Here is a 24,990-nt window from a genome sequence, read left to right as displayed (position 1 = left end):
GGCCCAACACGGCAAATAGAGGACGACGATCCATGAAGAAACTGATGATGGCCGCAGTCGGTGGCATTGCAGGCGGGGTGCTGATGAGCACCCAGGTCGCGGGCCCCCTGCTGGCGCAGGAAGCAGAGCGCAACAGCACGGTTTACGAGCAGTTGGATCTGTTTGGAGATATCTTCGAGCGCATTCGCCAGAACTACGTGGAAGAGGTCGACGAGGCCGAGCTGATCGAGGCGGCAATCAACGGGATGCTGATCTCGCTCGATCCGCATTCGAGCTACATCTCGGCCAGCGACTTCGAAGACATGCAGGTGCAGACCCGTGGTGAATTCGGCGGGCTTGGCATCGAGGTGACGCAGGAAGACGGCTTCGTTCGGGTCATCACGCCGATGGATGACACCCCGGCGATGGAAGCCGGCGTCGAGGCCGGCGATTTCATCACCGCCGTGGATGGCGAGGCGCTTCTTGGCCTGACTCTGGAAGAAGCAGTGGACATGATGCGCGGGCCGGTCGGCAGCGACATCGTGATCACCGTGGTGCGCGAGGGCGAGGACGAGCCTTTCGATCTGACGATCACCCGTGACCGCATCCAGCTGACCGCCGTGCGTGCGCGGCTTGAAGGAAACACCGCCGTGCTGCGGGTCTCGACCTTCAGCGACCAGACCTTCCCGAACCTGCGTGACGGGTTGATGGAACTGATCGAAGAGGTCGGCGGGCTGGAGAACATGAACGGCGTCGTTCTGGACCTGCGCAACAACCCCGGCGGCCTGCTGAACCAGGCGATCCGGGTCAGCGATGCCTTCCTCGACCAAGGCGAGATCGTCTCGACCCGTGGCCGCGAGCCGCAGGACGGTGAGCGCTACAACGCCACCCCCGGCGACATGATCGAAGGACTGCCGATGGTGGTGCTGATCAACGGCGGCTCCGCCTCGGCGTCCGAGATCGTCGCCGGCGCGCTGCAGGATCACCGGCGCGCGGTGATCGTCGGCACCAACAGCTTCGGCAAGGGCTCGGTCCAGTCGGTGATGCCGCTGGCGGGCGACGGCGCGATGCGCCTGACGACCTCGCTCTACTACACGCCCTCGGGACGCTCGATCCAGGCGCTTGGCGTGGCCCCCGACATCATCGTGGAACAGCGTGATCCGGTGGAAGAGGACGAGGAGGACAACGGTCGTCCGGCACGCACGGAAGCGGGCCTGCGCGGCGCGATCGAGAATTCTTCGCTGACCGAGGATGAATTGAACCAGTTGCAGGAAGAGCGGGACGCAGCAGAGGCCACGGCCGCGCTTCGGAACGAGGATTATCAACTGGCCTATGCCATCGATATCCTGACCGGTCTCGGCGCTTTGGGTCCGAACTGAATTGGCTTCGGACCTTCCCTATCGTCCGTGCGCGGGGGTCGTTCTGACCAACGCGGACGGCCGCATTTTCGCGGGCCAGCGCGCCGGGATGGATACGCCGGCGTGGCAGATGCCGCAGGGTGGGCTCGACGTGGGAGAAGACCCGGTCGAGGCCGCCTACCGCGAGTTGGAAGAGGAAACCGGGGTTGCCCGCGATCACGTGAGCTTCGTGGCGAAGACCTCGGACTGGCTGACCTACGATTTTCCGCCGGAGATGGCGCCGGGACGGTGGAAGGACAAATATCGCGGGCAGGCACAGATGTGGGTGCATCTGCGGCTGGAGGCGCCCGACAGCGTCATCAACCTGAACCACAAGGATGTGGAGTTCAGCGATTGGCGCTGGATGACCAAGCGCGAGATCCTGACGGTGATCGTGCCGTTCAAGAGACCGATCTACAAAGCAATCCTGAAGGAGTTTGCCCTGTGATCCGCCAACTCGCTTTTACGCTCGCTCTTGCCGCCGCCGGTCCGGCCTCGGCCCTGTCGTGCTTGGCCCCGAGTGTCGAGGGCACCTACAGGCAAGCCGCCGAAAGCGCCGAGGATTTCGTCATCGGCGTAGGCTCCCTGTCGCTTGCAGGCCCCAGTGACCCGCCTGAAGGGGCGGTCGCCCAAGGCGGTGATATCAATGCGATGGTTGGCTACACGCAGCCTGCCACCTTCGAGGGCACGTTTTTCACCGGCTCGGATTTCTCCAATTCGCGGACCGTGCCGGTGACTGTCGATGTGACCTGCGTCGCCGCTTGGTGCGGCGCGGCGTCGGACGTGGAATACGGGCTGTTCTTCTTCCGTCTGGACGACGGCGCCTACACCCTGACCGAGAACGCCTGCCCCGGCTTCAGTTTCTCCGATGCCCATCCCGGCATGTTGGAAGAGGTGATTTCCTGCCATCAGGGAAGCTGCAACGGCGCGTGGTAGGCGCGCGTGGAAGGCCGGGAGCGAACCGGCCTTCATGACACGTGTTTTCCTGCTCCCTTTCAGAGCGTCGCGCTCGGGTTAGAACACGCGCATCAAACCTTCTCTCACGAAGCGTTTGGCGAGGACCAATTTGCCGTCGTCATCCAGATCGCCGCCCATGTCGCCAAGGCGGAAATCAGTGTTGGTGACACAGAATTCCATCGCGTCGCGGGCGTGGGCGGGAAGGATGATCTCGGCTCCTTGGGCGACAAGGCAGACCTGCTCGTTGTCGGGGATGTCGTGGATACCGAAGACGATGTGAGGATGCGCGCCGACGCGGCTGTCGAGGGTGAGGTTCCGGGACTTTTCCAACTGCGCCATCTGGCCTTCGACCCGTGGGACACGGGCGGTCAGGAATTCTTCGCGGAACCCGGAGAGCAGCTTGCCTACGTGGGCGTCACCGACCAGCGCCACAAGCTCTGCGAAAGTGTCGTCATAGGCGTCGAGGTCCGCGCCGTAGCTGGCGAAGCCGGGGGGCAGGGCGCGGCGCATGGCAGGTTCGCGGTGGGCCTTGGCGATGACCGCCTCGGCCAGCGCGTCCGCCCAGGTGCGGAACATCAGGCCGGTCGTGATGTGCAAAGAGGTCTCATCGGTGGCGACGGCATCATGGGCCATGCCGCGAGGGATGTAGACGGCGTCGCCGGGCTCCAGCACGAAGCGTTGCACCTCTTCGCCCACATCCATCCCGCGCTCGAAGGCCTGATCGGCGAGGGGCAGCTCCACCGGCGTGCCGTAGATACGCCATTCCTTCGTGCCTGCCACCTGCAGGACCAGCACGTCGTGGCCGTCGTAGTGGGGGTTGAAGCCCTGCTTGCCCGGCGGCGTCATGTAGATGTTGGTCTGCACCCGCGCGGACATGGCGGCTTCCATGGCGCGGCAGTACCGCGCGAGCGCGGGCAGGCGTTCGTGGAGACCGGACAGAATCACCGTGGCGCCATCCGCGTGGAGTTGCGTCACCCGGACCGGATCGATCTGGCCGGTCTCATAGGCGAAGTCGGCGGGCGTGATCTCTCCATCCGCGCGGGTGACGTTGATCTCGGGCACATGCAGGCCCATCGTCGAGATGACGCGATCGATATCGTCGTAGTTGAGGAGATCTGAAAAGTATCCCGGCTGCCCGCGTTTGATCAGCATCGGTTTCTTCTCGAAATACTCGGCGAAGAAGGTCTCGGGGGTTTCGGGCGAAATCGCCCAATCGAAGCTGAAGGTCTCGGTCATCTGGCGCCCATGTGCTGGAAAACTATGTGGAAACAGTCTGAGCACGGAGCGGCGCGGGGATCAATCGTCCTGCGTCCTGTCAGTTCAAATCCATTGACTGGTTGTCGAGGATCGGGCAGATTTTCCGAGCATGTAGCCAGAGCACTTTTAAGGAATTATCCTGATGTCCAGCGACGAGACGAAAAAGAAGACCCTCACTGACGCCGAGATCACGACTGATCACCCCACGAGCCGCCGCACGGTTCTGGGTGTGATGGGCGCCGCCGGCGTCGGCGCGGCCCTGATCCCATCGGGCGCCAAGGCGCAGACGACGGACAGCGACAACGGGTCCTGGACGGACCTTGCAGGTTGTGGCCGGGGCAGCGGTGGATATTCCACCGGGATCACCGATGCCGACAACGGGTCGCTTGGAACGGACGCGGTTGGCGCGGGTCGCGGTGCGCCTTACTGCTGATCTCCGCGCAGGCTGAGGCCTGAGCGTTTCCGTATTTGTGAAAAGATGAAGATGCGGGAGGGTCGAGAGGCCTTTCCGCTTTTTCTATGGGTGATCCATGGCGCGGGCGAGCGCTTGCGTGGCGCGGGCGAAGGCGCTTGCGGCGGCGGGCGCTTGGGTGCGCCAGCGGATGAAACCGTGGATCAGGCCCTCTGCGGCCTCGTACCAGTGCAGCTTGGACTGTTTGCGGAGAGCGGCGGCGAGACGCTCTCCATCACCGAGCAGCGGGTCGAGGGCGGCGGTCAGGATGACGGCGGGCGGCAGGGGCGTGAGGTCGGCGGAGGCGGGAGCCGCGAAGGCATCAGGGGGATGACCGCCGAGGTAGTCACGCCAGCACCGGTGCATCATGGCACGGGTCAGGTAGGGTGCCTCGCCGTGGGTGGTGTAGCTGGCGCTGGCGCATCTGGGGTCGGTCGCGGGGTAGATGAGGAAGAGGCCAACTGCCTCAGGGCATTTCAGCGCGGTGCCGAGGGCCAGGTTGCCGCCCGCACTGTCACCGCCGAGCCAGATGGCGGGCGCCTCTTTCATAGGTGATTGGCCGGATGCGAGATGCGCGAAGGCGGCGACGCATTCGTCAAGCGCTGCGGGGTAGGGATGCTCGGGGGCAAGGGCGTAGTCGATGCTGACGACCCGCATCCCGGTGTCGCGGGCGATATCGGCGCAGACCTCGTCATGGCCGCGCAGGGTGCCGAGGCTCCACCCGCCGCCGTGCATGTAGAGCATCACCTCGGCGCGGGGAGTGGCGGTTTCATAGCTGCGCAGGGGCACGTCGCGACCGTGACACGGCAGGTGCCAGTCATGGGTCTTGATGTCGGTGGCGAGCGACGGCAGGCCTGCTTCCATACGCGCCACGGCGGCGCGGAGATCCTCGATCGGGCGCTGGTGGTCCGGCACGGGGTTCGGATCGGCGGCCATCTGTCGGACCAGGGGCCAGAGGTCCGGGTGCAGACCGGGGTAGGGCGCCGGGTCAGTCATCTACATCATCTTGATGACGTCTTTGTCGATCGCCAGAATGTAGCCGCGTCGGGCGATGTTCTTGACCAGCAGCTCCGAGACCATCTGGTTGCCGAGCGTGTCGCGCAGGCGCTTGATCCGGGTCGCGCCGGCGGCTTCGTCTACGTCGGATTCCAGTTTGCCGGATACCATCGCCTCGATCTGCGCGCCGGTGAGCACGTCATCGTCGAGCCGTGCTTCGGCAAGGACCGAGAGGGTCTCCATCGCGGCGTCTGTCAGCTTGAACTCGAGGTTGTTGATCAGCACGACCCGCTCTTCCCGCGACAGGATCAGGGACGAGACCTGAATGCCCTGACGCTCGATCTCGCCCATGCGGCGGTTCAGGGTGATGATGGTGATGAGGAAGACGAGACAGGCCACCAGAAGCGCGGTGGCGAAGATCATCAGGACGAAAATGACGGCCCGGTAGCTTGCCAGAACCTTGGAGAACGTCGTGCCGGACTGGGCCAGAACCTCCAACATCGCGATCGCGTCGGGATCGCGGACGTCATTGACCTCGAACACCTGCACCACCGCCTCGTTGAAGGCATCGGCGTTGGGGAGGTTCATGAACAGCAAGATGGCGGAGGTCACGAGAACCGCGACGACCGCCAGAATGCCAAGTTTTACGACGCGTGTGGACGCGATTCGTGTGTCAGAAACGGAGGAAATATTGTCCTGCATCCGATCTCCTTGACGCGAGTCCCGCGTCATCGAAGACCGAGCTCACGTTCACCAACGTCCAGCCTTCGGCAGCAATCCGAGTGGCCACGATGCTGGAGGCGTCGGACACGGAGCATGCGCTGTCAGGCACTTGGATCACACCGTAATGCAGTCTCAGCGGGTTATCCATCCTTGCGCGATAGTCTGCGTAACAGGCGGCATGGAGCGGCGCGGCGACCACCGAGAAGGCGAGCGCCGTGAGGAGAGGTTTCAGGAATCGTTTTATCGTGCGGTTCATAATGGAGTGCTCATATGTTTGTGCTGAAAGGGGGCAGCTTCAGGGCCGATATGCCGTGCCGCGCGCCTGTCATTCAATATCGCACCGCGCAGCGCGCATGTTATCGGATAGCCAGCCCGGATTTTCGTGGTTTTGCGGTAGTTTGCGGGGATGGCTGCCTCGAATTTGGTTAAAAGTTGATGCTTTCGCGTAGGGTGTGCGGATGTGCCAGTGTCCGGGCATTCTGCGACCGCCGTGACCGACGTTGCGGATTTTGAAGCGGCGCCCGTCGCGCAACTCTCCGGTCCCTGCCTGACCTCCGAAGCGCGCCCTTACATCGCCGATCCTGCGATAACTACCTGAATTCGGGCACGTTATCCGATAGCAGAAGTGGCTTCATCCAATAGCGCGGCCCCGTCATTGCATGGCCGAGAACGGCAAGAGGAAGGTTGTTCCCACAAGCGCCGAATGAGTGCGCCCCCCGGGACCGGCGGAATACTCCCCGGCCCACCACGACCCAAGACCCAAGCTGATCACGTAAGCAATTGAAGGGAACAACAAGATGCTACGTCACCTCTCACGAACCATGACCGCCGGTCTGCTGGCGGTAACGCTCGCCCTGACAGGGATTGCGGCCTCGACCTCTCCTGCAGCGGCGACCGGTCGCAACAATGGCGCCGATGCCGCGGCTGTCCTTGGGGGCCTGCTGCTTCTTTATGGGCTGAGCCAGGCGGGCCGGAACCACGGCAGCCGGAACTATACCAGCCGCGGCAATCCGCCCGTCATCTATCAGCCGCCCCGGCCGCAGCCGGCTCAGCGCGTCGCGCCGGCGCGGTGCTTTATCCAGGGCCAGGACGGCAATGGCCGGTACCGCGGCTATCGCCAGCGCTGCATGCAGAACCACGCCCGTAACGCGCATCTCCTGCCGCAGAACTGCCTGCGCCGCGTCTGGACGAACAACGGCCATCGCACGATCTATCGCGCGCGGTGCCTGCGCAACAACGGCTGGACCCAAGGCTAAGTCAGAGAGAATATGAGCAGCGAGAGCGAAGGCGGCGCATCCCCGGGGTTGCGCCGCCTTTTTCTTTGTCGCAATGCAGTCATATGGGACCGGATTTCAGCATGGAAATAGGCCTTGGCGGCATCGTGGCGGGCGTCGACGAAGTGGGGCGCGGGCCTTGGGCGGGTCCGGTCACGGCCTGCGCCGTCGTCCTAGACCCCGATTGCATTCCTGAAGGTCTCAACGATTCCAAGAAGTTGACCCAGGCGCGGCGCGATGCGCTGGCGCAGATGCTTCTGGATTGCGCAGAGGTCTCGGTCGGGTGGGCCTCGGTCGAAGAAATCGATGCACTGAACATCCGCCAAGCCACCTTCCTCGCCATGAGCCGCGCGATTTCCGGCCTGAAGACCACGCCGTCCCACGCCTTGATCGATGGCAATGCGACGCCCTCGGGTCTGTCTTGCGCCTCGTCCTGTGTCGTGAAGGGCGACGCGCTGTCGGTCTCGATCGCGGCGGCGTCAATTGTGGCCAAAGTGCGGCGAGACAGCTTGATGAAAGAGCTTGCGGTGATGCATCCGGGTTACGGTTGGGACACAAATATGGGGTATGGCACCGCGAAACACAGCGACGGCCTACATCATCTAGGGGTCACGCCTCATCACCGACGTAGTTTTGCGCCCATCCGCAAGATGTTGTGTGGATAAAATCGTACCGGTTGGATTCGATGCAAATTGACCGGGAATCCCTCTTCGTGGATTCTAGCCTCAATAAGAAATGAGCGCCCAAAAGAGGCGCCTTTGCGAGGCGGAACATGACAATAAAAACAAAAGAGAAGGCAGTGGCGACACTGCCCCTGAACGAGATTCTTGCGGGTGATTGCATCGACGTGATGAACGCCCTTCCGGAGGCATCGGTTGATCTGATCTTTGCCGACCCCCCCTATAATCTGCAGTTGAAGGGCGACCTCCACCGCCCCAACAACTCCAAGGTCGATGCTGTCGATAATGCCTGGGACCAGTTCGACAGCTTCAAGGCCTATGACGCTTTCACCAAGGCCTGGTTGGCCGCGGCCAAACGACTCCTGAAGCCCGGCGGCGCGATCTGGGTGATCGGCAGCTACCACAACATCTTCCGCGTCGGCGCCGAGTTGCAGACCCAGGGCTACTGGATCCTTAACGACGTGGTCTGGCGCAAGTCGAACCCGATGCCGAATTTCCGCGGCAAGCGCTTCACCAATGCGCATGAGACGATGATCTGGGCCTCCAAGGACGAAGGGTCGAAATACACCTTCAACTACGAGGCGTTGAAGGAGCTGAACGAGGGCATCCAGATGCGCTCGGACTGGGTCCTGCCGATCTGCAACGGTGGCGAACGCCTGAAGGACGACAAGGGCGACAAGGCGCATCCGACGCAGAAGCCCGAATCGCTGCTGCACCGGGTTCTGGTGGGCTCCACCAACGCCGGCGACGTGGTCCTCGACCCGTTTTTCGGCACCGGCACCACCGGCGCGGTTGCCAAGGCCCTTGGGCGCGAGTTCATCGGCATCGAGCGTGAGGAGGCCTACCGCAAGGTCGCCGCCAAGCGCATCTCCCGCGTGCGCAAGTTCGACAAGACGGCGATCGCAGTGACCACGCCCAAGCGCGCCGAGCCCCGCGTGCCCTTCGGCCAGCTGGTCGAACGCGGCCTTCTCCGCCCCGGCGAAATGCTGACCAGCCCCCGCGGCCACCTGGCGAAAGTGCGCGCCGACGGCACGTTGATCGCCGATGACGTGAAGGGCTCGATCCACAAGGTCGGCGCCGAGCTTGAGGGCGCGCCCTCGTGCAACGGCTGGACGTATTGGAACTTCAAGCGCGACGGCAAGAACGTCTCGATTGATGTCCTGCGCCAGCAAATTCGGGCGGAAATGTCCGAGTAACCTCCCCTTCAAGGAACACCATACGTGGGGCGCATCATGCGCGCGCCTTGCGTCTGGCACGAAACCTTGCCGCCCGCGCGTGTGACCAGGTGATGGCCGCGCGGGCCAACTCTGCCCGTCGGTCTGGTACCGGCGGGTCTTTTCGCGTTCAGCACCCGCGCGACGCGCGCCCTCCGCGATTTCCCGTTGGCGGAGCCCCGCGCGACCCTATCTAAGGGAACAGGAGGTGACGCCCATGAAACTGTCCGTAATCGGTGCAAGCCGCGGTATTGGCCGCAAGGTGGTCGAAGAATCGCTGGAGCGAGGCCACACGGTCACCGCCATGTCGCGCTCCGCCAGCCAGACCTTCACAGACGCGCCCGAAGCGCTCACCGTTCTCGATGGCGACGCCACGGACCCCGCCGACGTGGCCCGCGCGACCGAAGGGGTCGAGGCCGTCATCCTCACCCTCGGCGTGCCCAAGGACATGCGCGTCCTGAAGCCTACGACCCTCTTCTCAGACGCCACGCGGGTCCTGATCGCAGCGATGGAGGCGGCCGACATCAAGCGCCTGCTCACGGTCACGGGCTTCGGCGCAGGCGATAGCGCCGAGAAACTCTCCACCCCCGAAAGGCTCACCCAGAAAGCACTCCTCGGACGCGCCTACGCGGACAAGGACCTGCAGGAGAAACTCATCCGCGACAGCACCCTGGACTGGACCATCGCCCGCCCCGGCATCCTGTCCGACAACCGCAAATCCAACGCCTACAAGGTGCTGGTCGAGAAGGAGACATGGCGCAACGGTCTCATCAACCGCGCCGATGTGGCGGATTTCCTCGTTACGGCGGCGGAAGAGGGCAGCCACATCCACCAAACCCCGGCCCTGCAAAGATAACGCCGCGCTGGCCTCACGCACCGGCTCCCCTTCATCTTGGCCATACAACTCTCAGGGGGTCCGGGGGATGACATCCCCCGCTGCGCGACCGGCCTCGCCGGGCGCCCCGGTGCCCGTGCTAGCGCGGCGCCGGATGGGTCAGCTTGTTGTAGGGCTGCCACTCGGTGATTTCCGGGTAATACATCGCCCGCCACCGCTTCACCCGCGGGTTCATCACCCGCTTCCACAGCGGAGGCACCATCGCGCAGGCGGTCATCACCGGGTAGCCATAGGGAAACTGCGGTGCATCGGCCTCGGTATAATTCTGCAACAGCGGAAACCGACGGTCCGGCTTGTAGTGATGATCCGAATGCCGCTGCAGGTTGATCAGCAACCAGTTCGAGGCCTTATGCGCCGCGTTCCAGGAGTGCCGCGGGCGCACATGCTCGTATTTTCCACCGCCCAAATGCTTTCGGGTCAGCCCGTAATGCTCGATGTAATTGGTCAGTTCCAACTGCCAGATGGCCGTGAAGGCCTGCCCCAGGAACATCGCCAGCCCGACCCACCCGCCAAGCAAAAACGCAACCAGCAAGAACCCCGCCTGCAACGCCAAATAGCGCCAGAACGGGTTTCCCCCATCCAGTGGCGAGAGCCCTTTTCGCGCCAGCATCGCCACCTCGGCCCGCCAGGACGAGCCGTAGGATTGCCGGAGCACGCGCGGAAAGAACCGGTGGAAACCTTCGTTGTACCGCGCCGTCACCGGATCGCGCCCGGTGCCGACATAGCGGTGATGAACCAGCAGATGCTCGGACCGGAAGTGGGAATACAACACGCTGGCGAGCAGCAGATCCGCCAACCAGCGCTCCAACTTGGAGGATTGGTGCATCAGTTCATGCGCATAATTGATCCCGATCGTGCCGCTCAACACACCCATGCCGAAGGTCAGCCCGGCAATCTCGATGCCGCTCAGATGCTCGGCGCGCACGGCGTAAAAGATCACGCCGAAGAGCGTCGCAAATTGCAGCGGCGGCCAGAGCAGGGTGATCGCCCGGTACCAGAACAGCTGCGCATCCGGCGTGTCGGGATCGGCGTTCTCCAACTCCAGCCCGGTCACCTGGTCCAGAACCGCGAACAGCCACCATGTCGCCAAGGGGATGCCAAGCAACCACCAGCCGCCCAAGGTTGCCAGAACCGCGATCAGCGGGATCAACGCGAGGCTGGCCCAGAACGGAAGCGCCCGTTGGAAGCTCGAGACGGTGTCAGGCGGGATCATGATCTGTCTCACTCAGGTCATAGGCTTTGCGCATCAGCGTAGGCAAAGAGGATGGCTTGAATAGGGCCTCGGGCACAAATTCACCCCGTTCCGGTGCCAAGTCCATGGGGGCCTCTGTCTGCCGTAGCGTCAGACGCAGGTGGAAATGCGTGAACGTATGGCGCACCTCCACTCCCGTATCGCGCCAATCGGCCTCGAAGGGAGGCGCCTCTTCCGGAGCGTCCGACCACTCCGACGTCGGAAAGGCCAGCATGCCGCCCAAGAGCCCCTTCTCGGGCCGCGTTTCCAGCAGCAGGGCGCCATCCGCGCGCCGCGCCACGTAGACATAGCCCAACCGCGTCGGTTTGACCTTCTTCGGCGCCTTCCGGGGGAGGTCTGCCGCGATCCCCTGCGCGCGTGCGAAGCAGGCCGCCATCAGCGGACAAATCCCACAGGCCGGAGACCGGGGCGTGCAGATCGTGGCGCCAAGATCCATCAAGGCCTGCGCGTGATCCCCGGGACGCTCTGCAGGCGTCAGCCGGGTTGCATGGGCCTTCAAGACCGGTTTGCTCCCCGGCAGGGGCGCCTCAACGGCGAAGAGCCGCGCCATCACGCGCTCGATATTGCCATCCATCACCGGCGCCGGCTGGTCGAACGCGATCGAGGCGACAGCGGCAGCCGTGTAAGGCCCGATCCCCGGCAACGTCAGCAACTCGGCCTCCGTATTCGGGAAGCTGCCGCCGTGATCCGCCACCACGACGCGGGCGCATTTCAGTAGGTTGCGGGCGCGCGCGTAATAGCCCAGTCCCGCCCATTCCCCCATCACCTCGGCATCTTCCGCGGCGGCCAGATCGGCCACCGTCGGCCAGCGCGCCGTGAAACGCTCGAAATAGGCCTTCACGGTGACCACGGTGGTTTGTTGCAGCATGATCTCACTCATCCAGATCCGGTAGGGATCGGCCGCTTCTCCCGACCCGGGGGGAACCCGCCATGGCAAAACCCGCGCATGGGCGTCATACCACTCCAACAACGCGCGCCCTATCTGATCTTCACGCACCCGTTATCCAATCTTCGCCGCATGATATTGGTTAGCATCCCGTGAAGGCATAGAGTGCGTGCAACGAAAGGTTCAACCCATGGCCGCCCGCCCGACCAAGACGCCACAGCCCAACCCGCGCCGCAAGCGCGGCTTCGAGCGTGCCGTGACGCTGGTGGGCTCCGAGCTGCGCACCCCGGCCGAAAAGCGGGGCTTTGCCGAGACCAAGCTGCTGACCCACTGGGCAGAAATCGTGGGGCCCGAGATCGCCGAGATGGCCGTGCCGGTGAAGGTCAAATTCGGCCGCGGCTTCGGCGGGACGCTGGTTCTTCTGACAACCGGGGCCAAGGCGCCGATGCTGGAAATGAGCCGCGAGGTCATCATCACGCGCGTCAACGCCTGCTACGGTTATTCCGCGATCAAGGACGTTCAGGTCACCCAGACCGCCCCAACCGGTTTCGCGGAAGGGCAGGTCGCTTTCGTCGCCACCAAGCCGAAAGCCAAACCCGCACCCGACCCGGCGCGCCTTGCACAGGCCACCCGCGGCCTCGATCACATCACCGATCCCGAGCTGCGCGACGCCTTGCGAAAGCTGGCCGGGAACATAGTTACACAGACAAATCGTTAAGGAGAATTAAATGGATCGCAGAGCCATGATCTTGGGCGGCGCCACCGGTGTCCTCGGCGCAGGCGCCTATCTGGTATGGAACGGCCGCGGCGGCCAACGCTTCCAGACGGAAGCCCCGCTGACGCCCTTCTCGGCCGCCAACGCGCAGGAAGTCACGGAGCTTCCCGAGGTGACCGAGATGTCGAAAGGCAATCCCGACAGCCCGGTGACACTGATCGAATACGCCAGCTTCACCTGCCCCCATTGCCGCAGCTTCCACAGCAACGTCTTCCCCGAGCTGAACCGCGACTACATCGAACCCGGCCTGATCAACTTCATCTACCGCGAAGTCTACTTCGACCGCTATGGCCTCTGGGCCGGCATGGTCGCGCGCTGCGGCGGCCCGCTGCGCTACTTCGGCATCGTCGACCTGCTCTACCAGCAGCAGGGCGAGTGGACGCAAGGCTCCCCCGCCGAGATCGCCGAGAACCTGCGCCGCATCGGCCGCACCGCCGGCCTCTCGAACGAGGAACTCGACGCCTGCATGACTGACGCCGCCATGGCCGAGGCGATGATCGCGACCTACGAGGCGAACATGGAAGTGCATGAAATCCCCGGCACGCCGGCCTTCATCCTCAACGATGAGCTGCACGGCAACATGAACTACACCGACATGAGCGCGCTTCTCGATACCGCCATCGAAGCCGCAGGTTGACCCTCCGGATCCGCGCCCCCCGCAACCGGGCGCGGATCACCCCTGTGAGGGCGGTCACACGCCGCACCCCCTCCTTCATCTTTTCAAAAATACGGCTCTTCCGGAGCAACAGCCGCCGTCAGTGCAACGGCAGCTAGAGGCGCGCCATGATCCGATCCAACTCGCGCTCCAAGGGCGTCCAATCCTCCGCCTCCAGCCGGACCGGCACGGTCATCACCTGCTGCCGAAACTCCGGCGCGAGCCGCACGGCGTCCTTCTCGGTCGTCACCACCTGCGCGCCGCGCTGGCCGGCCTCCCGCAGGAGCCGGGTCATCAGAGCATCGCTCAAGGGCTGGTGGTCGGCCAAGGCGTGGGTCGCGAGGAGGTTCGCCCCCATGTCGCGCAGGGTCTGAAAGAATTTCTCCGGATGGCCGATACCCGCGAAGGCAAGAACCGGAAGCCCGTCGAGGGGCAAGCCGGTCGGCAATGGCGCCAGCGCGCCTCTCATGTGCGGCACGGCCAGTCGGTCCCCCCAAGCCTTCTCGAAGCGCGTCTGCGCAGGGGCGGGTCCGATGCTCAAAAGCAGGTCGGCGCGCGAAAGCCCCACGTCCACCGGTTCCCGCAAGGGTCCCGCGGGGATCACCCGGCCATTGCCGAAGCCGCGCCAGGCGTCGACCACCACGACCGACAGGTCATGGGCGAGGCCGGGGTTCTGGAATCCGTCATCGAGGATCAGGCACTGTGCGCCGGCGGCCACGGCAGCTTTCGCCCCGGCAACGCGGTCTTTCGCGACCCATGTCGGCAGGAAGGCGGCCAGCAGGAGCGCTTCGTCGCCCACCTCCCGCGCGCTGTGCCCGCGCTCGTCGACACGGACCGGTCCCTCCAGCGCGCCGCCATAGCCGCGGGTGACGGCATGGACGACGACACCGCGCGCCGCCACCTTCTGAGCCACCGCGATCGCCGTTGGCGTCTTGCCGGTGCCGCCTGCGTTGATGTTGCCGATGCAGATCACCGGCACGCCCACGCTTTCCCGCGCGCCGGAGGCGAGACGCCGCGCCGTGCCAGCCGCGTAGAGCGCCCCAAGTGGGGACAGGATCGAGGACAAGAGCCCCGCCGGTTCGTGCCAGAACCCCGGCGCGCGCATCAGGGGGTCTCCGCCTCTTCCAGCGTATCGATGATCAGCGCCAGCGCCCGGTCGGTCACATCCGCCCCGTCCGAGATCACCTGCCATGCCGCCGCAGCCATGGTTGCCGCCTCGTCAGGATTGAGCAATTCGGCCACCTGGCCCGCCAGCTTCTCAGGCGAAGAGACAAGCCGCGCCGCGCCGCCCTCGCGCAGGCGATCGTAGATGTCGACGAAGTTCGTCACGTAGGGCCCATGCAGGATCGCAGAGCCCAGGGCGGCCGGCTCGAACGGGTTATGGCCGCCGATGGCCACGAGGCTGCCGCCCACGAAGCTGATTGGCGAGAGCCGGTACCAGAGGCCCAGTTCACCCATGGTGTCGGCGAGGAAGACCGGAGCCACATCCGTCGGCTCTTCGCCTGCGCTGCGACGGGCAAAGCGCCAGCCTTCGGCCTGCAGATGCTCGGCGATCTCGTCGGCGCGTTCGGGATGACGCGGCACGAGGATCAAGAGCAGCCGGGGCGAGGATCGCATCGCCATCCGGTGCGCCTGCAGAACCAGCTTCTCCTCCCCCTCATGGGTGGACGCCGCGAGCCAGACCGGACGCCCTGCCAGAACCTTCGCCATCTCGGCGCGGTCATCCTCGTTGCAGGGCAGGGCGGCGGCGCCTTCCTTCAGGGTGCCCATCACCTTCATCCGGTCCACGGGCATCCCCAAGCGGCGCAGGTAGACCATCGTCAGATTGTCCTGCACCAAGGCTGCCTGAAACCGCCCCAGAAGGCTGCGCACCATCCCGCGGGCAAAACGCCACTTGTCGTGGCTGGCCTTCGACATGCGCGCGTTGAGCAGCAGCATCGGGATGTCGCGGGCGTGGGTTTCCACGACCAGCGTGGGCCACAGCTCGCTCTCCGTCCAGATCGCCACGTCGGGCTTCCAGTGATCTAGGAAGGCGGTGACAAAACGCTTGGCATCCAGCGGCGCGAACTGGTGGATGGCGCGCTCGGGCAGCCGGTCGGCCATCACGGCGGCAGAGGTCACGGTCCCCGTGGTCACCAGAACGGTCAGATCCTCACGCTCTTCCAGGGCGCGCCGGATCAGTTCCAGCAAGGCCAGCGACTCGCCGACAGATGCCGCGTGGAACCAGACCAGCGGCCCGTCGGGCCGCGGCAGGCTGGCGATCCCGCGCCGCTCATCCAGCCGCGCGGCATCCTCTTTGCCATCGGCAAGCCGCTCGCGCAGCTTTCGCTCCGCAAAGGTGCGCGCGCCGCGCGCGGACCATGCAAGATAGAGGCCGAGGGTGAGGGATCGCGCCATGAAGGCTCAGCCGCCGAGTTCTTCGGTGGAGGAGCCTTCGGTCGCCTCGTCGCGCAGGCGGTGAATATGAGCGATGAAATAGCGCATGTGGGCGTTGTCCACGGTGCGCTGCGCTTCCGATTTCCACGCGTCGTAGGCCGAGGCGTAATCGGGGAACATGCCGACGATGTGGATATCGTTGGGGTTTTCGAATTCCGTCTTCTGAGGGTCTTTCAGCTCTCCGCCGAAAACAAGGTGCAGGCGTTGGGGCATGGGGATCTCCGACAGGTTGAATATCACTCGCACCCTTACAGCATGTGGCTTGACCGGGGGAACCGGTTTTGTGTGGCACGGCGCGACGCTTGAAAGGGGGTAACGCGCCGCGGCGGGGTCAGGTTTCCCTCCATGGCGCGGAGGCCGTGCGAGGCGCATATTGGTGTCATCGCAACGGAGGTATTTTCCAATGATCATCCATTTTTTCTACCTCGTCACAGCCATGGCGCTTTTCGCCTCTCTCCTCGCTATGACCCCCTCCGTTGTCGCCCGCACCGTCGCTGGAGGTTCCTCCCCTGATCTCCAGCGACGCGACCGGGCCCGCCGGGTTGAACCAGCATATCGCCCGCGCTGAGATCAGCTTCGCCGGCAAGATTGTCGCCCTTCGCAAGGCCCGCTCACGCTCTCTCCCTCCCCGCCGCGTCAGCCGCCTCGCGTCAGCCCCCGCCCGTGTCTCCCCACGGCGGGGGTTTTCGCGTGAGAGGTAAGGAGAGCCTTACTCGCGGAACTTTGCCTGATTTCGTAGGTTGTTAAGGCAAGCACAGAGACATCAGAGAGATTTCGCCACCCCTTTTTCCAGAGACGCCATAGCTGCCATGCCCTTCTCATCCTCCCTTTCAAAACTGGCCCCGCTCTTGATCGTCACCGTGCTTGCGACCCTCCCTCAGGCTGCAATTGCCCATACCGATGCTCCCGCGGATGCCGAGGTTTTCTCGGCCAGCCGGATCATGGCGACGGGGCCATTGAACATTGTGGTGTTCCGGGTCAGCGGCCCCTAGAGAACCGCTCTAGCCGGTGAAGGCCGGCCGCAGGTCCAGCAAGGCGCGATGCACCGCCGCGCTTCCGGTCAAGACACCGTTCACCTGCGCGGCGGGACCATTGAACTGCAGTGCCTGGCCATAGCCGTCAGTCACCACGCCCCCTGCCTCCGATATGATCAACGCCCCTGCCGCGATGTCCCACTCCCACGTGGGCCGGAAGGTCATCATCGCATCGAAACGCCCCTCGCCGACCAGCGACATGCGGTAGGCGAGCGACGGGCGGTAGGCCTTGCGCACGCTCGGGATGTCGGCTTTCCAGTGGTGGGCCAACAGGTTGGCCTTGGTGGTCAGCACCGTGGCCTCGGCCAAATTCACCGTCTCGGTCACCTTGAGGGGCTTCTGGTTGAGCGTGCTGCCCGCCCCAAGCGCCGCCGTGTAGAGCTTGTCCCGCATGGGCACAAAGACCGCCGCTGCGGTGATCTTGCCATTCCGCGCGACGGCCAGCGAGTGAGAGAAGCTCGTGCCACCCTCGATGAACGCGCGGGTGCCGTCGATGGGATCGCAGATGAACACATGCTCTGCGTCGAGCCGGTCAGGGCCGTCCTCTGTCTCCTCCGACAACCAGCCGTAATCAGGCCGCGCGGTCAGCAGCGTCTCGCGCAGCATCACGTCGATCGCCAGATCGGCCTCGGTCACCGGGCCTTCTGCGCCCTTGTCGTAGACGGCAGGGTCCTGACCGAAGTACTGCTTGGCGATCTCGCCCGCCCGCAAGGCGGCGTCGCGCAGCAGCTTGAGGTCGTCTTCAGGCCCCGGCAATCGTCAATCCTTCGACCAAAAGGGAGGGCACCACGCGGCTCAGATGGGGCCGCGCGTCATTGGCTGGCACGAGGCTCAGCAACATGTCGCGCAGGTTGCCCGCGACGGTGCATTCGTTCACCGAATGGCTGATTTCGCCGTTCTCGACCCAGAACCCCGATGCCCCGCGAGAGTAGTCGCCCGTGGTCGCATTGATCGAGGATCCGATCAGCGAGGTGATCAGCAACCCGGTTCCCATTTCCGCCAGAAGCTGCTCATGCGTGTACGAGCCTGCGGTCAGCCGCGCGTTGCCCACGGAGGGGGAGGGCGGCGCGCCGGTGCCGCGGGTGGCCGAAGCGGTGGAGGTCAGCCCCAGTTTGCGGGCCGTGGAAAGGTCCAGCGTCCAGCCGTTCAGGATACCGTCCTCGACGATAAGCCGATCGGCGGTGGGCAGGCCTTCCGCGTCGAAGGGGCGGCTTGCCGAGGTGCGGGGGCGGTGCGGCTCTTCGATGATGGAGAGCCCCTTGGGGAGCACCTGCTCCCCCAAGAGATCGCGGGCCCACGACGCGCCACGGGTAATGGCGGTGCCATTGGTGGCCGCCAGAAGGTGGCCGATCAGCCCCGAAGAGATACGCTCGTCGAAGATCACCGGAAACGCGCCGGTCGGCGGCTTCGAGGCCCCGGCACGCGCGACGGTGCGCTCGCCGGCCAGACGGCCGACGTCTTCCGGCGCCATCAGATCGCGTGCGTGATTGCGCGCGTCACCGAAGTAGTCGCGCTCCATCTTCACGCCCTCGCCGGTGATCGCCACGCAATGCACACCGTGATCGGTGCGCGCGTAACCCCCGGCAAACCCGTTGGTCGCGGCCAGATGCACCTGCCGCCGGGAGAAACCTGCCCCGGCATTCGACACCTGCGCGACGCCATTGACGGCCAAGGCGGCAGCCTCGGCCTCCAGCGCCATCGCCTCGAGCGCGGCGGGGTCCGGGTCAGCGCCGGTGTCGTTCATATCTAGGGCAGCGCCATCGCGCAGGGTGCTGAGCTGTGCGGGGTCGGCAAGGCCCGCATAGGGATCTTCCGGGGCCAGACGGGCCATGGTGACGGCGCGTTCAGCCATCTCCCGCAGGGTCTCGGGCGAGGTATCCGAGGCCGAGACGCAAGCCTGCCGGTTACCGACCAGAACCCTCAGCCCGACCTCGATCCCCTCGGACCGCTCAGCCTGTTCCAGCGCGCCGTTCAGAACGCCAATGCTGACCGAGGTGCCGTCAACGGCCAAGGCGTCTGCCGCATCGGCCCCGGCACGGGTGGCGGCCTCAAGCAAAGCAGCGGCGAGGGGAGCAAGCGCGGTATCGGTCATGGGAGTCCTCAAGGCATGGGTTGCAACCGAGGTAGAGCCGGGGCGGCAGGCTTGCAAGCGCAACGGCCCGAGGAATGATCCCCGGGCCGTGCAAAATTGTCTCGAACAAGAGGCTTATTGCAGCGGAATGCCGTTCGCCGTGATCGAGCCGTCGGCGCCGAATTCCACCGTGGTCTCCAATGTGTCCGGACCTGCACCGGGCCGCGCAAAGACGTTGGCGGCCCCGCGAATGAAGGCACCCTGTTCGTTCGGCACAAGGCCGCCGTCGATCAGCGCGTCCAGAAGGGCGTTGCCCCCGGCAAGCTCCAGATCAGCCGAGCCGACCGGCATCGGGACGATCTGACCCGGCGTGAAGTTGAAATCCGCCGTGCCCGTCAATGCCGCGCCACCGACCGAGAGGTTCATCTCGTTCACGCTCAGCGTGCGCAGCTCACCCGGGGGACCGGTCATCTCGTCCGGGTCGATGTTCGCAAGGTCCATGAACAGTTGCACCTGGCCGGATGCGTCGAACAGGAGGCTCATCGGATCACGCGGCAAGGCGCGGCCGGGATCGACCATGCTCAGCAGCGCGTCACCCACGACAAGCTCCTGCACCCCGACCCGTAGACCCATGTCCTGCGGCGCGTCCGAGGCCATCAGCGGCAGGGACAGGGCCACTTCGCTGGAGCCGACAGAAAACTCGACCGGCACGGGGATGTCGGTCCCCGTGATCATCGCCCGCGCGCCGCTGGCCGCGATGTTGTAGCTCATCTCATCGGGCGCAATCGCGGCTCCGATGCTGCCCCCGTCGTTGCGATAATTGACGGCAAAGCCTTCTTGCGGCGCTTCGAACAGCATCTCGAACGCCATTGACGCGTAGGTCGTATTGCCGGTGAGCTCGAAGCCCTCGGGCAGCGCGTCGTCCGCCTGGTTGAGGTTTGCCAGCGAGAGCAGCGTCCCGGCGCTGGTCGCCTCCATCGGGCCGATCATCAGCCCGGACTTGAAGGAGCCGGGCTCATCCGGCGAGGCAAGCTCTACCCGCAGGGTCAAGCCACCAAGGCTGCCGTCGGAGCTGAACCGCATCGTGGCAGGGTCCGTACCGGTGATGGTGTAGGTGGAATCGAGGTCCGTCAGCACCATGTCGACGTCGATGGTCGGCGGCTCGCTGCCACCGCCCCACAGCCGCCCCTCGGTGATCGACAGCTGATCGGCGGCGTAGGCATAGACCCGCGCGCCCGCCTCGCCGGACACCTCCATGCCGAGGTTCTCGTGCCGCACCAGCATCTCGATGTTCGCCGGCGGCGCGTCATCATCGACCGAGAAGGTAAAGGTCATCGTGTAGAGATCGGAGTAGCTGACGCTGATGGTACCGTCCGCGTTCTCGGTCATCTGGATCTCGTCGATCACGCCGCGGGTCGTGACGGCCTCATCCTCGAAAAGCACGGTGAGGTTGGAGAGCGTCAGGCCGGTGTCGGTTTCGGTCACGTCAGCGGTCACGTTCTGGCCGGTGGCCTCGGCTTGAGCCAGCCACTCGGCCCACAGCTCCGGTGCAGAGGTCTGGGCGACCGCGGGGGACGCCGCGGCAAGCGCCAGCGTGGAAAGGATATAACTAAGTCGTTTCATCGGAGGGGTTTCTCCAGCAAACAGGATGTAAAGCTTGGATGATCAAGGCCGGATCGCAGTGCGTCAAGTAAGGATCCCCTGATATGGCTGGTCGCCGCCGATCGGGGGCGCTACGCTCTGCCCGATTAGTTGTGAAGCAAAAAGGACTTACGCCATGGCACATGCGGTTGCGGGCAAGACAGTGGTCATCACGGGAGCCAGCCGGGGCATCGGCGCCGCCGCCGCGCGCGAGTTCGCGAGCCTGGGCGCCAAGGTCGTGCTCTTGGCGCGATCCCATGACGCCATCGCCAAGCTGGCCGGCGAGATTGGCGAGAATGCCCTCGCCGTGACCTGCGACGTGGCCCGCTATTGGGAGGTCGAGGCTGCCTGCAATGCTGCCGTCGACACCTTCGGCTCGCTCGATGTGCTGATCAACAACGCCGGCGTGATCGAGCCGGTCGCCCGGATCGAGGACAGTGACCCCGAGGCCTGGGGGCAGGTCATCGACATCAACCTCAAGGGCACGTTCAACGGCATGCATGCGGCCCTGACCCACATGGGCAAGGGCGGCACGATCATCGGCATCTCCTCGGGTGCGGCGACCAATCCGCTGGAAGGCTGGTCGCATTATTGTGCCTCGAAAGCGGCCGCCCTGATGCTGACCCGCTCGCTGCACAAGGAAATGGGCGATCGCGGCATCCGCGCGCTTGGTCTCTCGCCGGGTACGGTGGCCACGCAGATGCAGGTCGAGATCAAGGCGACCGGCATGAACCCCGTCGCCGCGCTGGATTGGTCCGATCACATCCCGCCGGAGTGGCCGGCGAAGACCCTCGCCTGGATGTGCACCGAGGCCGCGGACCCCTACCTCGGCGGCGACATCTCCCTGCGGGACGAGAGCATCCGCGCGGCGGTCGGCCTCGCGTGATCGAGGTCCGGGACGAGAACGGCCTGCGGATCGTCACGATCAACCGGCCCGAGAAGGCCAACTCCCTGACCGCGGCGATGTTGGAGGACCTGCTGGAGACCTTTACCGACTGCCAATCGGTGCGCGCCCTGATCCTCACAGGCACGGGCGCCTCTGTCTTCTCCGCCGGCGCCGACCTTGCCGAGGCCCATGCTGGCCTTGCCACATCCGATCTGTGGGAACAGGTCTCCGGCGCGCTATCCGCGCTGCCCTGCCTGACCATCGCCGCCTTGAACGGCACGCTGGCCGGGGGCGCCTTCGGCATGGCGCTGGCCTGTGACATCCGCCTCTGCGTCCCGGCGGCGAAATTCTTCTACCCGGTCGCCAAACTGGGCTTCCTGCCGCAACCTTCCGATCCGCCGCGCCTCGTGAACCTCGTGGGCCCCGCGCGCGCCAAGCTGATCCTTCTGGCCGGGCAGAAGCTCTCCGCTGAGGAAGCACTCTCCTTCGGCCTCGTCGATCGGATCTGCGCGCCGGATGATCTTCTCCTCTCGGCCCGCGCCCTGTGCGCCACGGCCCTTGCAGCCGATCAGGCAAACCTTCATGCCATCAAGACGATGATACCCTAGGCACCCCGCTCCCTCCTTCATCTTGGCCAGTACAACTCCGGGGGGTTGGGGGCTGGCCCCCAAAAGGACCTCAACACCATGCAGGACATCACGGTTGATGCGCTCGTCATCGGGTCGGGCCCCGCAGGGCTCATGGCGGCCGAGACGCTTGTGAAAGAGGGCCGCAAGGTGACCATCGCCGAGGCCAAGCCCTCGGCCGGGCGCAAGTTCCTGATGGCAGGGAAGTCGGGCCTCAACCTGACCAAGGACGAAAAGCTCGAGGCCTTCGCGCGGGCCTATGGCGCGGCCAGCGATTGGCTCTACCCGATGATCGCGCAGTTGGATCCCGTCGAGGTCATGGCCTTCGCCGAGAATCTGGGCCAGCCGATCTTTACCGGCACGACCGGGCGGGTGTTCCCCAAGGCGATGAAAGCCTCCCCCCTCCTGCGCGCCTGGCTGCAAAGGTTGGACGCAGAGATGCGCTTGCGCTGGCGCTGGACCGGGTTCGACGGCGACGCGCTGACCTTCGACACGCCCGAGGGGCCGCAGACGATCACCCCTGCCGTCACCGTTCTGGCCCTTGGCGGGGCAAGCTGGTCGCGGCTTGGCTCCGATGGTGCATGGGCGGAGATCCTCAGCGCCAAGGGCGTGACCCTCGCCCCCTTCAAGCCCGCGAACATGGGCCTCAAGGTTGCATGGTCCGAGCATATGGAGCCGCATCTCGGCGCGCCGCTCAAGAACATCGCGCTGCAGGCAGGCGACACGCGACAGAGGGGCGAGGCCGTGATCTCGCACCGGGGGCTGGAGGGGGGCGGCATCTACGCGGTCTCCTCTGCCGTCCGGGAAGGGGCAGAATTGACCTTCGATTTGCTGCCGGACCGTCCGGTGGAGGGTCTGGCGTCACGTCTCCGGAAGCGCCCGAGAAAGCAGACGTTGACCAAGGCGCTCACGGGGCTGGGCCTCGACGCGCTCAAACGCGCGCTGCTGCAGGAATTTGCCCGGCCGCTGCCGGAAGACCCGATGGCCTTGGCGCAGCTGATCAAGGCGCTCCCGGTCAAGCACGACAGCCCGCGCCCGATGGACGAGGCGATCTCGACCGCCGGAGGCGTGCCGCGCGCGGCCGTGACCAAGGGGCTGATGCTGGAGGCCATTCCCGGCGTTTTCGTCGCCGGGGAGATGCTGGATTGGGAAGCGCCGACGGGCGGATACCTGATCAACGGCTGCCTTGCGACAGGACGTTGGGCGGGCTTGCACGCCGCGAGGTATCACGCGGATCGTTAGAAAGCCTGCAAGGTTCGGTCAGACTCCCGCCTTGAGGGCACGCTTGAACGCAGGACGGTCCCGCATCATCGCGTTGTGCGTCAGAAGCCGCTCGTTCGTGACCTCGAACTTCGCGTTCTGTGCCCAACCGATGCAGTGCGACAGCAGGATATCGGCGATGGTCATCTCCGCCCCCTTCACGAAGGGACCATCCGGCGCCATCCGATCTGCAATGGCGTCCTGATTCCGCGAAAATTCCCACCGCAACGAGGGCTTCACGTCGGGCACGCGATGTTCCTCCGGCAGGACAAAGCTGTGACGCGCCGCCGCCCAGAGAACGGCGTCGAGTTCGTCATTCACGGCGTTGACGAAAGCATCCTGCAAGGCCCGCTCCACGGTGCCCGCGTCTGCGGTCAGCTTGCCGTGCCTGTCTGCGAGATAGGTCATGATCGCCACGGAATCCGGGATCGCCACGCCCTGCGTCAGCAGGACCGGGATCTTGCCCGTCGGGTTCACCGACCGCACCTCCTCGGAGCGCGGCGAGGCGGTCACGACGGAATATGTCAGCTCCAGCTCTTCCATCACCCACAGGACCCGCATCGCGCGCGATTTTGCACTGCCGAATACAAGGTAATCATCCATTCATCGTCTCCCCCGTCCGGGCAACATCGCCAGGCGGATCAACGTCCGCTCCATTACCGCCATCTGCGGTGCCGTGCTCGCAGAGCGCAGGATCAAATCCGTTTCGATCAGCATCGACAGGGCCGTCTCCAATCCGTCGCGACCCCATTTTCCAGCCTGTCGCGCCATGCGGTCGCGGCGCGGCCCGAAGACCGGGGGACGCATGGCCTGCAGCCCTGCCGCGGGGCCGTTCGGATGCGCCGCCGCCATGTGCAGCGCCCGGAAATGACGCAGGGCGGCGATGCAGAGCGACACCGGCGTCGTTCCCTGCTGTTTGAGACGCGTAAGAAGCGGGCCGATGACCCCGGCATCGGCCTCCGCCGTGGCGTGGAGGATGTCGTCCAGCTCCGCTTCGCGGGTCAGGGGGGCCACGGCCTCGATATCGGCGGGGGTGACCGGCGTGGCATCGCCGCTTTTGTAGAGCCCCAACTTCTCGATCATCTGGCGGAAGTCGCCGGGGCCGATGGCGCGGGCCAGCGCCTCGAGATCGGCCGAGGCTTCGCGATCGGCCTCGGTGATGCCCGCCGCCTTCAGCATGTCGTCGATCTCGGCGCGTCCCGGAGGATCGTCGTAGATCGCGGCGGCATAGGCGCGTTTGTTGCCCTCGAACACCTTGCGCAACGCCGATTTCGCCGTGAGCCTGCCGGCGGTGGCAATGATCTGGGCGTCCCCTTCCTGCCATTCCTCGAAAGCGGCGCTGAAGACCTTGGACAAGCCGTCGGTGGCGCCTTCGATCAGCACGGCGCGGCGGCCGGGGAAGAAGCCAACGGCCTTCACCGCATCCAGCAGGCCTGCGTTGTCCGAGCGCAGGTCGGCCCCGGTCATTCGCGTCAGGCGCATCTCTTCCTCGGCGTTTTCGCCCAGAAGTGCTGACAGAAGATCCTGCCGCTTCAGCGCCACCCGCATGGCGTCATCGCCAAAGATCAGGCAACCGGCTGCAGAGGTGTCGGGACGTTTGAAATAGACGTTGGCGTCGCGGGTGGAGAGCTTCATGGCGCGCCGG

28 protein-coding genes are annotated in these 24,990 nt (G+C 65.1%); 14 read left to right on the top strand and 14 right to left on the bottom strand.

All coding sequences use genetic code 11. The features are described 5' to 3' along the window. Nucleotides 1-32: 32 nt before the first annotated feature. From KYE46_RS00855 to KYE46_RS00845, 3 genes are read left to right on the top strand one after another with little or no spacing between them, the layout of a single operon-like run. Nucleotides 33-1,358, top strand: a complete 1,326-nt coding sequence (locus tag KYE46_RS00855) for a S41 family peptidase (RefSeq protein ID WP_219002780.1) — start codon at nt 33-35, stop codon at nt 1,356-1,358. 1 nt (nt 1,359) lies between these two features. Next, complete coding sequence (locus KYE46_RS00850) at nt 1,360-1,824, top strand: RNA pyrophosphohydrolase (RefSeq protein WP_219002779.1); 465 nt, start codon at nt 1,360-1,362, stop codon at nt 1,822-1,824. Next, on the top strand, nt 1,821-2,312 hold the full coding sequence (locus KYE46_RS00845; protein ID WP_219002778.1) for a hypothetical protein: 492 nt from the start codon (nt 1,821-1,823) through the stop codon (nt 2,310-2,312). Before KYE46_RS00850 ends, KYE46_RS00845 begins: the two co-directional genes overlap by 4 nt. Nucleotides 2,313-2,390: 78 nt before the next feature. Here KYE46_RS00845 and KYE46_RS00840 read toward each other — a convergent pair whose 3' ends face one another. Beyond that, nucleotides 2,391-3,569: a cupin domain-containing protein gene (locus KYE46_RS00840; RefSeq protein WP_219002777.1), complete on the bottom strand. Its 1,179-nt coding sequence runs from the start codon at nt 3,567-3,569 to the stop codon at nt 2,391-2,393. Between the two features lie 163 nt (nt 3,570-3,732). On the opposite strand from KYE46_RS00840, the gene KYE46_RS00835 reads away from it, so the two are divergent. Further along, nucleotides 3,733-4,023: a hypothetical protein gene (locus tag KYE46_RS00835; protein WP_219002775.1), complete on the top strand. Its 291-nt coding sequence runs from the start codon at nt 3,733-3,735 to the stop codon at nt 4,021-4,023. Between the two features lie 84 nt (nt 4,024-4,107). Here KYE46_RS00835 and KYE46_RS00830 read toward each other — a convergent pair whose 3' ends face one another. The 3 genes from KYE46_RS00830 to KYE46_RS00820 are packed head-to-tail and all read right to left on the bottom strand — an operon-like array spanning nt 4,108 to nt 6,016. Beyond that, nucleotides 4,108-5,037, bottom strand: coding sequence for an alpha/beta hydrolase (locus KYE46_RS00830; protein WP_219002773.1), 930 nt, complete (start codon nt 5,035-5,037; stop codon nt 4,108-4,110). Beyond that, a complete protein-coding gene (locus KYE46_RS00825; protein ID WP_219002771.1) occupies nt 5,038-5,739 on the bottom strand; it encodes a winged helix-turn-helix domain-containing protein in 702 nt (233 codons plus the stop codon). Beyond that, on the bottom strand, nt 5,711-6,016 hold the full coding sequence (locus KYE46_RS00820; protein WP_219002769.1) for a hypothetical protein: 306 nt from the start codon (nt 6,014-6,016) through the stop codon (nt 5,711-5,713). Before KYE46_RS00820 ends, KYE46_RS00825 begins: the two co-directional genes overlap by 29 nt. A gap of 565 nt (nt 6,017-6,581) precedes the next feature. On the opposite strand from KYE46_RS00820, the gene KYE46_RS00815 reads away from it, so the two are divergent. The 4 genes from KYE46_RS00815 (at nt 6,582) to KYE46_RS00800 (ending at nt 9,784) form a co-directional block, all read left to right on the top strand. Continuing rightward, complete coding sequence (locus KYE46_RS00815; RefSeq protein WP_219002768.1) at nt 6,582-7,016, top strand: hypothetical protein; 435 nt, start codon at nt 6,582-6,584, stop codon at nt 7,014-7,016. 83 nt (nt 7,017-7,099) lie between these two features. Continuing rightward, a complete protein-coding gene (rnhB, locus tag KYE46_RS00810; protein ID WP_219002766.1) occupies nt 7,100-7,699 on the top strand; it encodes a ribonuclease HII in 600 nt (199 codons plus the stop codon). Nucleotides 7,700-7,806: 107 nt separating this feature from the next. After that, nucleotides 7,807-8,910, top strand: coding sequence for a site-specific DNA-methyltransferase (locus KYE46_RS00805; protein WP_219002764.1), 1,104 nt, complete (start codon nt 7,807-7,809; stop codon nt 8,908-8,910). 235 nt (nt 8,911-9,145) lie between these two features. Next, the gene (locus KYE46_RS00800) at nt 9,146-9,784 is read left to right on the top strand and encodes an NAD(P)-dependent oxidoreductase (RefSeq protein WP_219002762.1); all 639 of its coding nucleotides are present in this window, start codon (nt 9,146-9,148) and stop codon (nt 9,782-9,784) included. Nucleotides 9,785-9,902: 118 nt separating this feature from the next. On the opposite strand, the gene KYE46_RS00795 is transcribed toward KYE46_RS00800, so the two are convergent. Together KYE46_RS00795 and mutY are read right to left on the bottom strand one after the other, a co-directional pair. Continuing rightward, nucleotides 9,903-11,036 carry an alkane 1-monooxygenase gene (locus KYE46_RS00795; protein WP_219002760.1) on the bottom strand — a complete coding sequence of 378 codons (1,134 nt, stop codon included), beginning with the start codon at nt 11,034-11,036 and terminating at the stop codon, nt 9,903-9,905. Further along, on the bottom strand, nt 11,023-12,072 hold the full coding sequence (mutY, locus tag KYE46_RS00790; protein ID WP_428845068.1) for an A/G-specific adenine glycosylase: 1,050 nt from the start codon (nt 12,070-12,072) through the stop codon (nt 11,023-11,025). The genes KYE46_RS00795 and mutY overlap by 14 nt, the downstream gene beginning before the upstream one ends. A 79-nt stretch (nt 12,073-12,151) precedes the next feature. Here mutY and KYE46_RS00785 point away from each other — a divergent pair, with 79 nt between their 5' ends. Continuing rightward, nucleotides 12,152-12,679, top strand: coding sequence for a DUF721 domain-containing protein (locus KYE46_RS00785; protein ID WP_219002757.1), 528 nt, complete (start codon nt 12,152-12,154; stop codon nt 12,677-12,679). A gap of 10 nt (nt 12,680-12,689) precedes the next feature. Next, nucleotides 12,690-13,373: a DsbA family protein gene (locus tag KYE46_RS00780; protein WP_219002756.1), complete on the top strand. Its 684-nt coding sequence runs from the start codon at nt 12,690-12,692 to the stop codon at nt 13,371-13,373. A gap of 133 nt (nt 13,374-13,506) precedes the next feature. Here KYE46_RS00780 and lpxK read toward each other — a convergent pair whose 3' ends face one another. Genes lpxK through KYE46_RS00765 form a run of 3 tightly spaced genes read right to left on the bottom strand, consistent with a single transcriptional unit; the run spans nt 13,507 to nt 16,040 of the window. Then, nucleotides 13,507-14,496 carry a tetraacyldisaccharide 4'-kinase gene (lpxK, locus tag KYE46_RS00775; protein ID WP_219002755.1) on the bottom strand — a complete coding sequence of 330 codons (990 nt, stop codon included), beginning with the start codon at nt 14,494-14,496 and terminating at the stop codon, nt 13,507-13,509. Further along, nucleotides 14,496-15,788 carry a 3-deoxy-D-manno-octulosonic acid transferase gene (locus tag KYE46_RS00770; protein ID WP_219002753.1) on the bottom strand — a complete coding sequence of 431 codons (1,293 nt, stop codon included), beginning with the start codon at nt 15,786-15,788 and terminating at the stop codon, nt 14,496-14,498. The genes lpxK and KYE46_RS00770 overlap by 1 nt, the downstream gene beginning before the upstream one ends. A gap of 6 nt (nt 15,789-15,794) precedes the next feature. Continuing rightward, nucleotides 15,795-16,040, bottom strand: a complete 246-nt coding sequence (locus KYE46_RS00765; protein WP_219002751.1) for a DUF4170 domain-containing protein — start codon at nt 16,038-16,040, stop codon at nt 15,795-15,797. A 596-nt stretch (nt 16,041-16,636) separates the two neighbouring features. Here KYE46_RS00765 and KYE46_RS00760 point away from each other — a divergent pair. Then, complete coding sequence (locus tag KYE46_RS00760) at nt 16,637-16,819, top strand: hypothetical protein (RefSeq protein WP_219002750.1); 183 nt, start codon at nt 16,637-16,639, stop codon at nt 16,817-16,819. A 9-nt stretch (nt 16,820-16,828) separates the two neighbouring features. Here the strand turns inward: KYE46_RS00760 and KYE46_RS00755 are convergent, their stop codons facing one another. The 3 genes from KYE46_RS00755 to KYE46_RS00745 all read right to left on the bottom strand — a co-directional run bounded on the left by KYE46_RS00755 (nt 16,829) and on the right by KYE46_RS00745 (nt 20,555). Next, the gene (locus KYE46_RS00755) at nt 16,829-17,617 is read right to left on the bottom strand and encodes an inositol monophosphatase family protein (RefSeq protein WP_219002749.1); all 789 of its coding nucleotides are present in this window, start codon (nt 17,615-17,617) and stop codon (nt 16,829-16,831) included. Continuing rightward, a complete protein-coding gene (locus KYE46_RS00750) occupies nt 17,604-18,953 on the bottom strand; it encodes a TldD/PmbA family protein (protein WP_219002748.1) in 1,350 nt (449 codons plus the stop codon). The genes KYE46_RS00755 and KYE46_RS00750 overlap by 14 nt, the downstream gene beginning before the upstream one ends. A 114-nt stretch (nt 18,954-19,067) precedes the next feature. After that, entirely contained in the window at nt 19,068-20,555 is a 1,488-nt protein-coding gene (locus KYE46_RS00745; RefSeq protein ID WP_219002747.1) for a DUF2125 domain-containing protein, read from the bottom strand. Between the two features lie 154 nt (nt 20,556-20,709). On the opposite strand from KYE46_RS00745, the gene KYE46_RS00740 reads away from it, so the two are divergent. The 3 genes from KYE46_RS00740 to KYE46_RS00730 all read left to right on the top strand — a co-directional run bounded on the left by KYE46_RS00740 (nt 20,710) and on the right by KYE46_RS00730 (nt 23,327). Then, nucleotides 20,710-21,459 (top strand): SDR family oxidoreductase, encoded by a 750-nt coding sequence (locus KYE46_RS00740; RefSeq protein ID WP_219002746.1) that lies wholly within the window; start codon nt 20,710-20,712, stop codon nt 21,457-21,459. After that, nucleotides 21,456-22,067, top strand: coding sequence for an enoyl-CoA hydratase/isomerase family protein (locus KYE46_RS00735; protein ID WP_219002745.1), 612 nt, complete (start codon nt 21,456-21,458; stop codon nt 22,065-22,067). The genes KYE46_RS00740 and KYE46_RS00735 overlap by 4 nt, the downstream gene beginning before the upstream one ends. Before the next feature lie 78 nt (nt 22,068-22,145). Beyond that, nucleotides 22,146-23,327 carry a TIGR03862 family flavoprotein gene (locus KYE46_RS00730; RefSeq protein ID WP_219002744.1) on the top strand — a complete coding sequence of 394 codons (1,182 nt, stop codon included), beginning with the start codon at nt 22,146-22,148 and terminating at the stop codon, nt 23,325-23,327. A gap of 18 nt (nt 23,328-23,345) precedes the next feature. Here KYE46_RS00730 and KYE46_RS00725 read toward each other — a convergent pair whose 3' ends face one another. Next, nucleotides 23,346-23,948 (bottom strand): glutathione S-transferase family protein, encoded by a 603-nt coding sequence (locus KYE46_RS00725; RefSeq protein ID WP_219002743.1) that lies wholly within the window; start codon nt 23,946-23,948, stop codon nt 23,346-23,348. Beyond that, on the bottom strand, nt 23,949-24,980 hold the full coding sequence (gene holA / locus KYE46_RS00720; RefSeq protein WP_219002741.1) for a DNA polymerase III subunit delta: 1,032 nt from the start codon (nt 24,978-24,980) through the stop codon (nt 23,949-23,951). Between the last annotated feature and the right edge of the window lie 10 nt (nt 24,981-24,990).

It is taken from the genome of Gymnodinialimonas ceratoperidinii (assembly GCF_019297855.1).
GTDB lineage: Bacteria > Pseudomonadota > Alphaproteobacteria > Rhodobacterales > Rhodobacteraceae > Gymnodinialimonas > Gymnodinialimonas ceratoperidinii.
This window is presented reverse-complemented; position numbering and strand designations above follow the sequence as displayed.

Bases quoted from the DNA above. Each gene is read 5' to 3' on its own strand.
- KYE46_RS00855 (WP_219002780.1), top strand. From the start codon at position 33: ATGAAGAAACTGATGATGGCCGCAGTCGGTGGCATTGCAGGCGGGGTG.
- KYE46_RS00840 (WP_219002777.1), bottom strand. From the start codon at position 3,569: ATGACCGAGACCTTCAGCTTCGATTGGGCGATTTCGCCCGAAACCCCC.
- KYE46_RS00835 (WP_219002775.1), top strand. From the start codon at position 3,733: ATGTCCAGCGACGAGACGAAAAAGAAGACCCTCACTGACGCCGAGATC.
- KYE46_RS00830 (WP_219002773.1), bottom strand. From the start codon at position 5,037: ATGACTGACCCGGCGCCCTACCCCGGTCTGCACCCGGACCTCTGGCCC.
- KYE46_RS00825 (WP_219002771.1), bottom strand. From the start codon at position 5,739: ATGCAGGACAATATTTCCTCCGTTTCTGACACACGAATCGCGTCCACA.
- KYE46_RS00820 (WP_219002769.1), bottom strand. From the start codon at position 6,016: ATGAACCGCACGATAAAACGATTCCTGAAACCTCTCCTCACGGCGCTC.
- KYE46_RS00815 (WP_219002768.1), top strand. From the start codon at position 6,582: ATGACCGCCGGTCTGCTGGCGGTAACGCTCGCCCTGACAGGGATTGCG.
- rnhB (WP_219002766.1), top strand. From the start codon at position 7,100: ATGGGACCGGATTTCAGCATGGAAATAGGCCTTGGCGGCATCGTGGCG.
- KYE46_RS00805 (WP_219002764.1), top strand. From the start codon at position 7,807: ATGACAATAAAAACAAAAGAGAAGGCAGTGGCGACACTGCCCCTGAAC.
- KYE46_RS00800 (WP_219002762.1), top strand. From the start codon at position 9,146: ATGAAACTGTCCGTAATCGGTGCAAGCCGCGGTATTGGCCGCAAGGTG.
- KYE46_RS00795 (WP_219002760.1), bottom strand. From the start codon at position 11,036: ATGATCCCGCCTGACACCGTCTCGAGCTTCCAACGGGCGCTTCCGTTC.
- KYE46_RS00785 (WP_219002757.1), top strand. From the start codon at position 12,152: ATGGCCGCCCGCCCGACCAAGACGCCACAGCCCAACCCGCGCCGCAAG.
- KYE46_RS00780 (WP_219002756.1), top strand. From the start codon at position 12,690: ATGGATCGCAGAGCCATGATCTTGGGCGGCGCCACCGGTGTCCTCGGC.
- lpxK (WP_219002755.1), bottom strand. From the start codon at position 14,496: ATGCGCGCGCCGGGGTTCTGGCACGAACCGGCGGGGCTCTTGTCCTCG.
- KYE46_RS00770 (WP_219002753.1), bottom strand. From the start codon at position 15,788: ATGGCGCGATCCCTCACCCTCGGCCTCTATCTTGCATGGTCCGCGCGC.
- KYE46_RS00765 (WP_219002751.1), bottom strand. From the start codon at position 16,040: ATGCCCCAACGCCTGCACCTTGTTTTCGGCGGAGAGCTGAAAGACCCT.
- KYE46_RS00760 (WP_219002750.1), top strand. From the start codon at position 16,637: ATGCCCTTCTCATCCTCCCTTTCAAAACTGGCCCCGCTCTTGATCGTC.
- KYE46_RS00750 (WP_219002748.1), bottom strand. From the start codon at position 18,953: ATGACCGATACCGCGCTTGCTCCCCTCGCCGCTGCTTTGCTTGAGGCC.
- KYE46_RS00745 (WP_219002747.1), bottom strand. From the start codon at position 20,555: ATGAAACGACTTAGTTATATCCTTTCCACGCTGGCGCTTGCCGCGGCG.
- KYE46_RS00740 (WP_219002746.1), top strand. From the start codon at position 20,710: ATGGCACATGCGGTTGCGGGCAAGACAGTGGTCATCACGGGAGCCAGC.
- KYE46_RS00730 (WP_219002744.1), top strand. From the start codon at position 22,146: ATGCAGGACATCACGGTTGATGCGCTCGTCATCGGGTCGGGCCCCGCA.
- KYE46_RS00725 (WP_219002743.1), bottom strand. From the start codon at position 23,948: ATGGATGATTACCTTGTATTCGGCAGTGCAAAATCGCGCGCGATGCGG.
- holA (WP_219002741.1), bottom strand. From the start codon at position 24,980: ATGAAGCTCTCCACCCGCGACGCCAACGTCTATTTCAAACGTCCCGAC.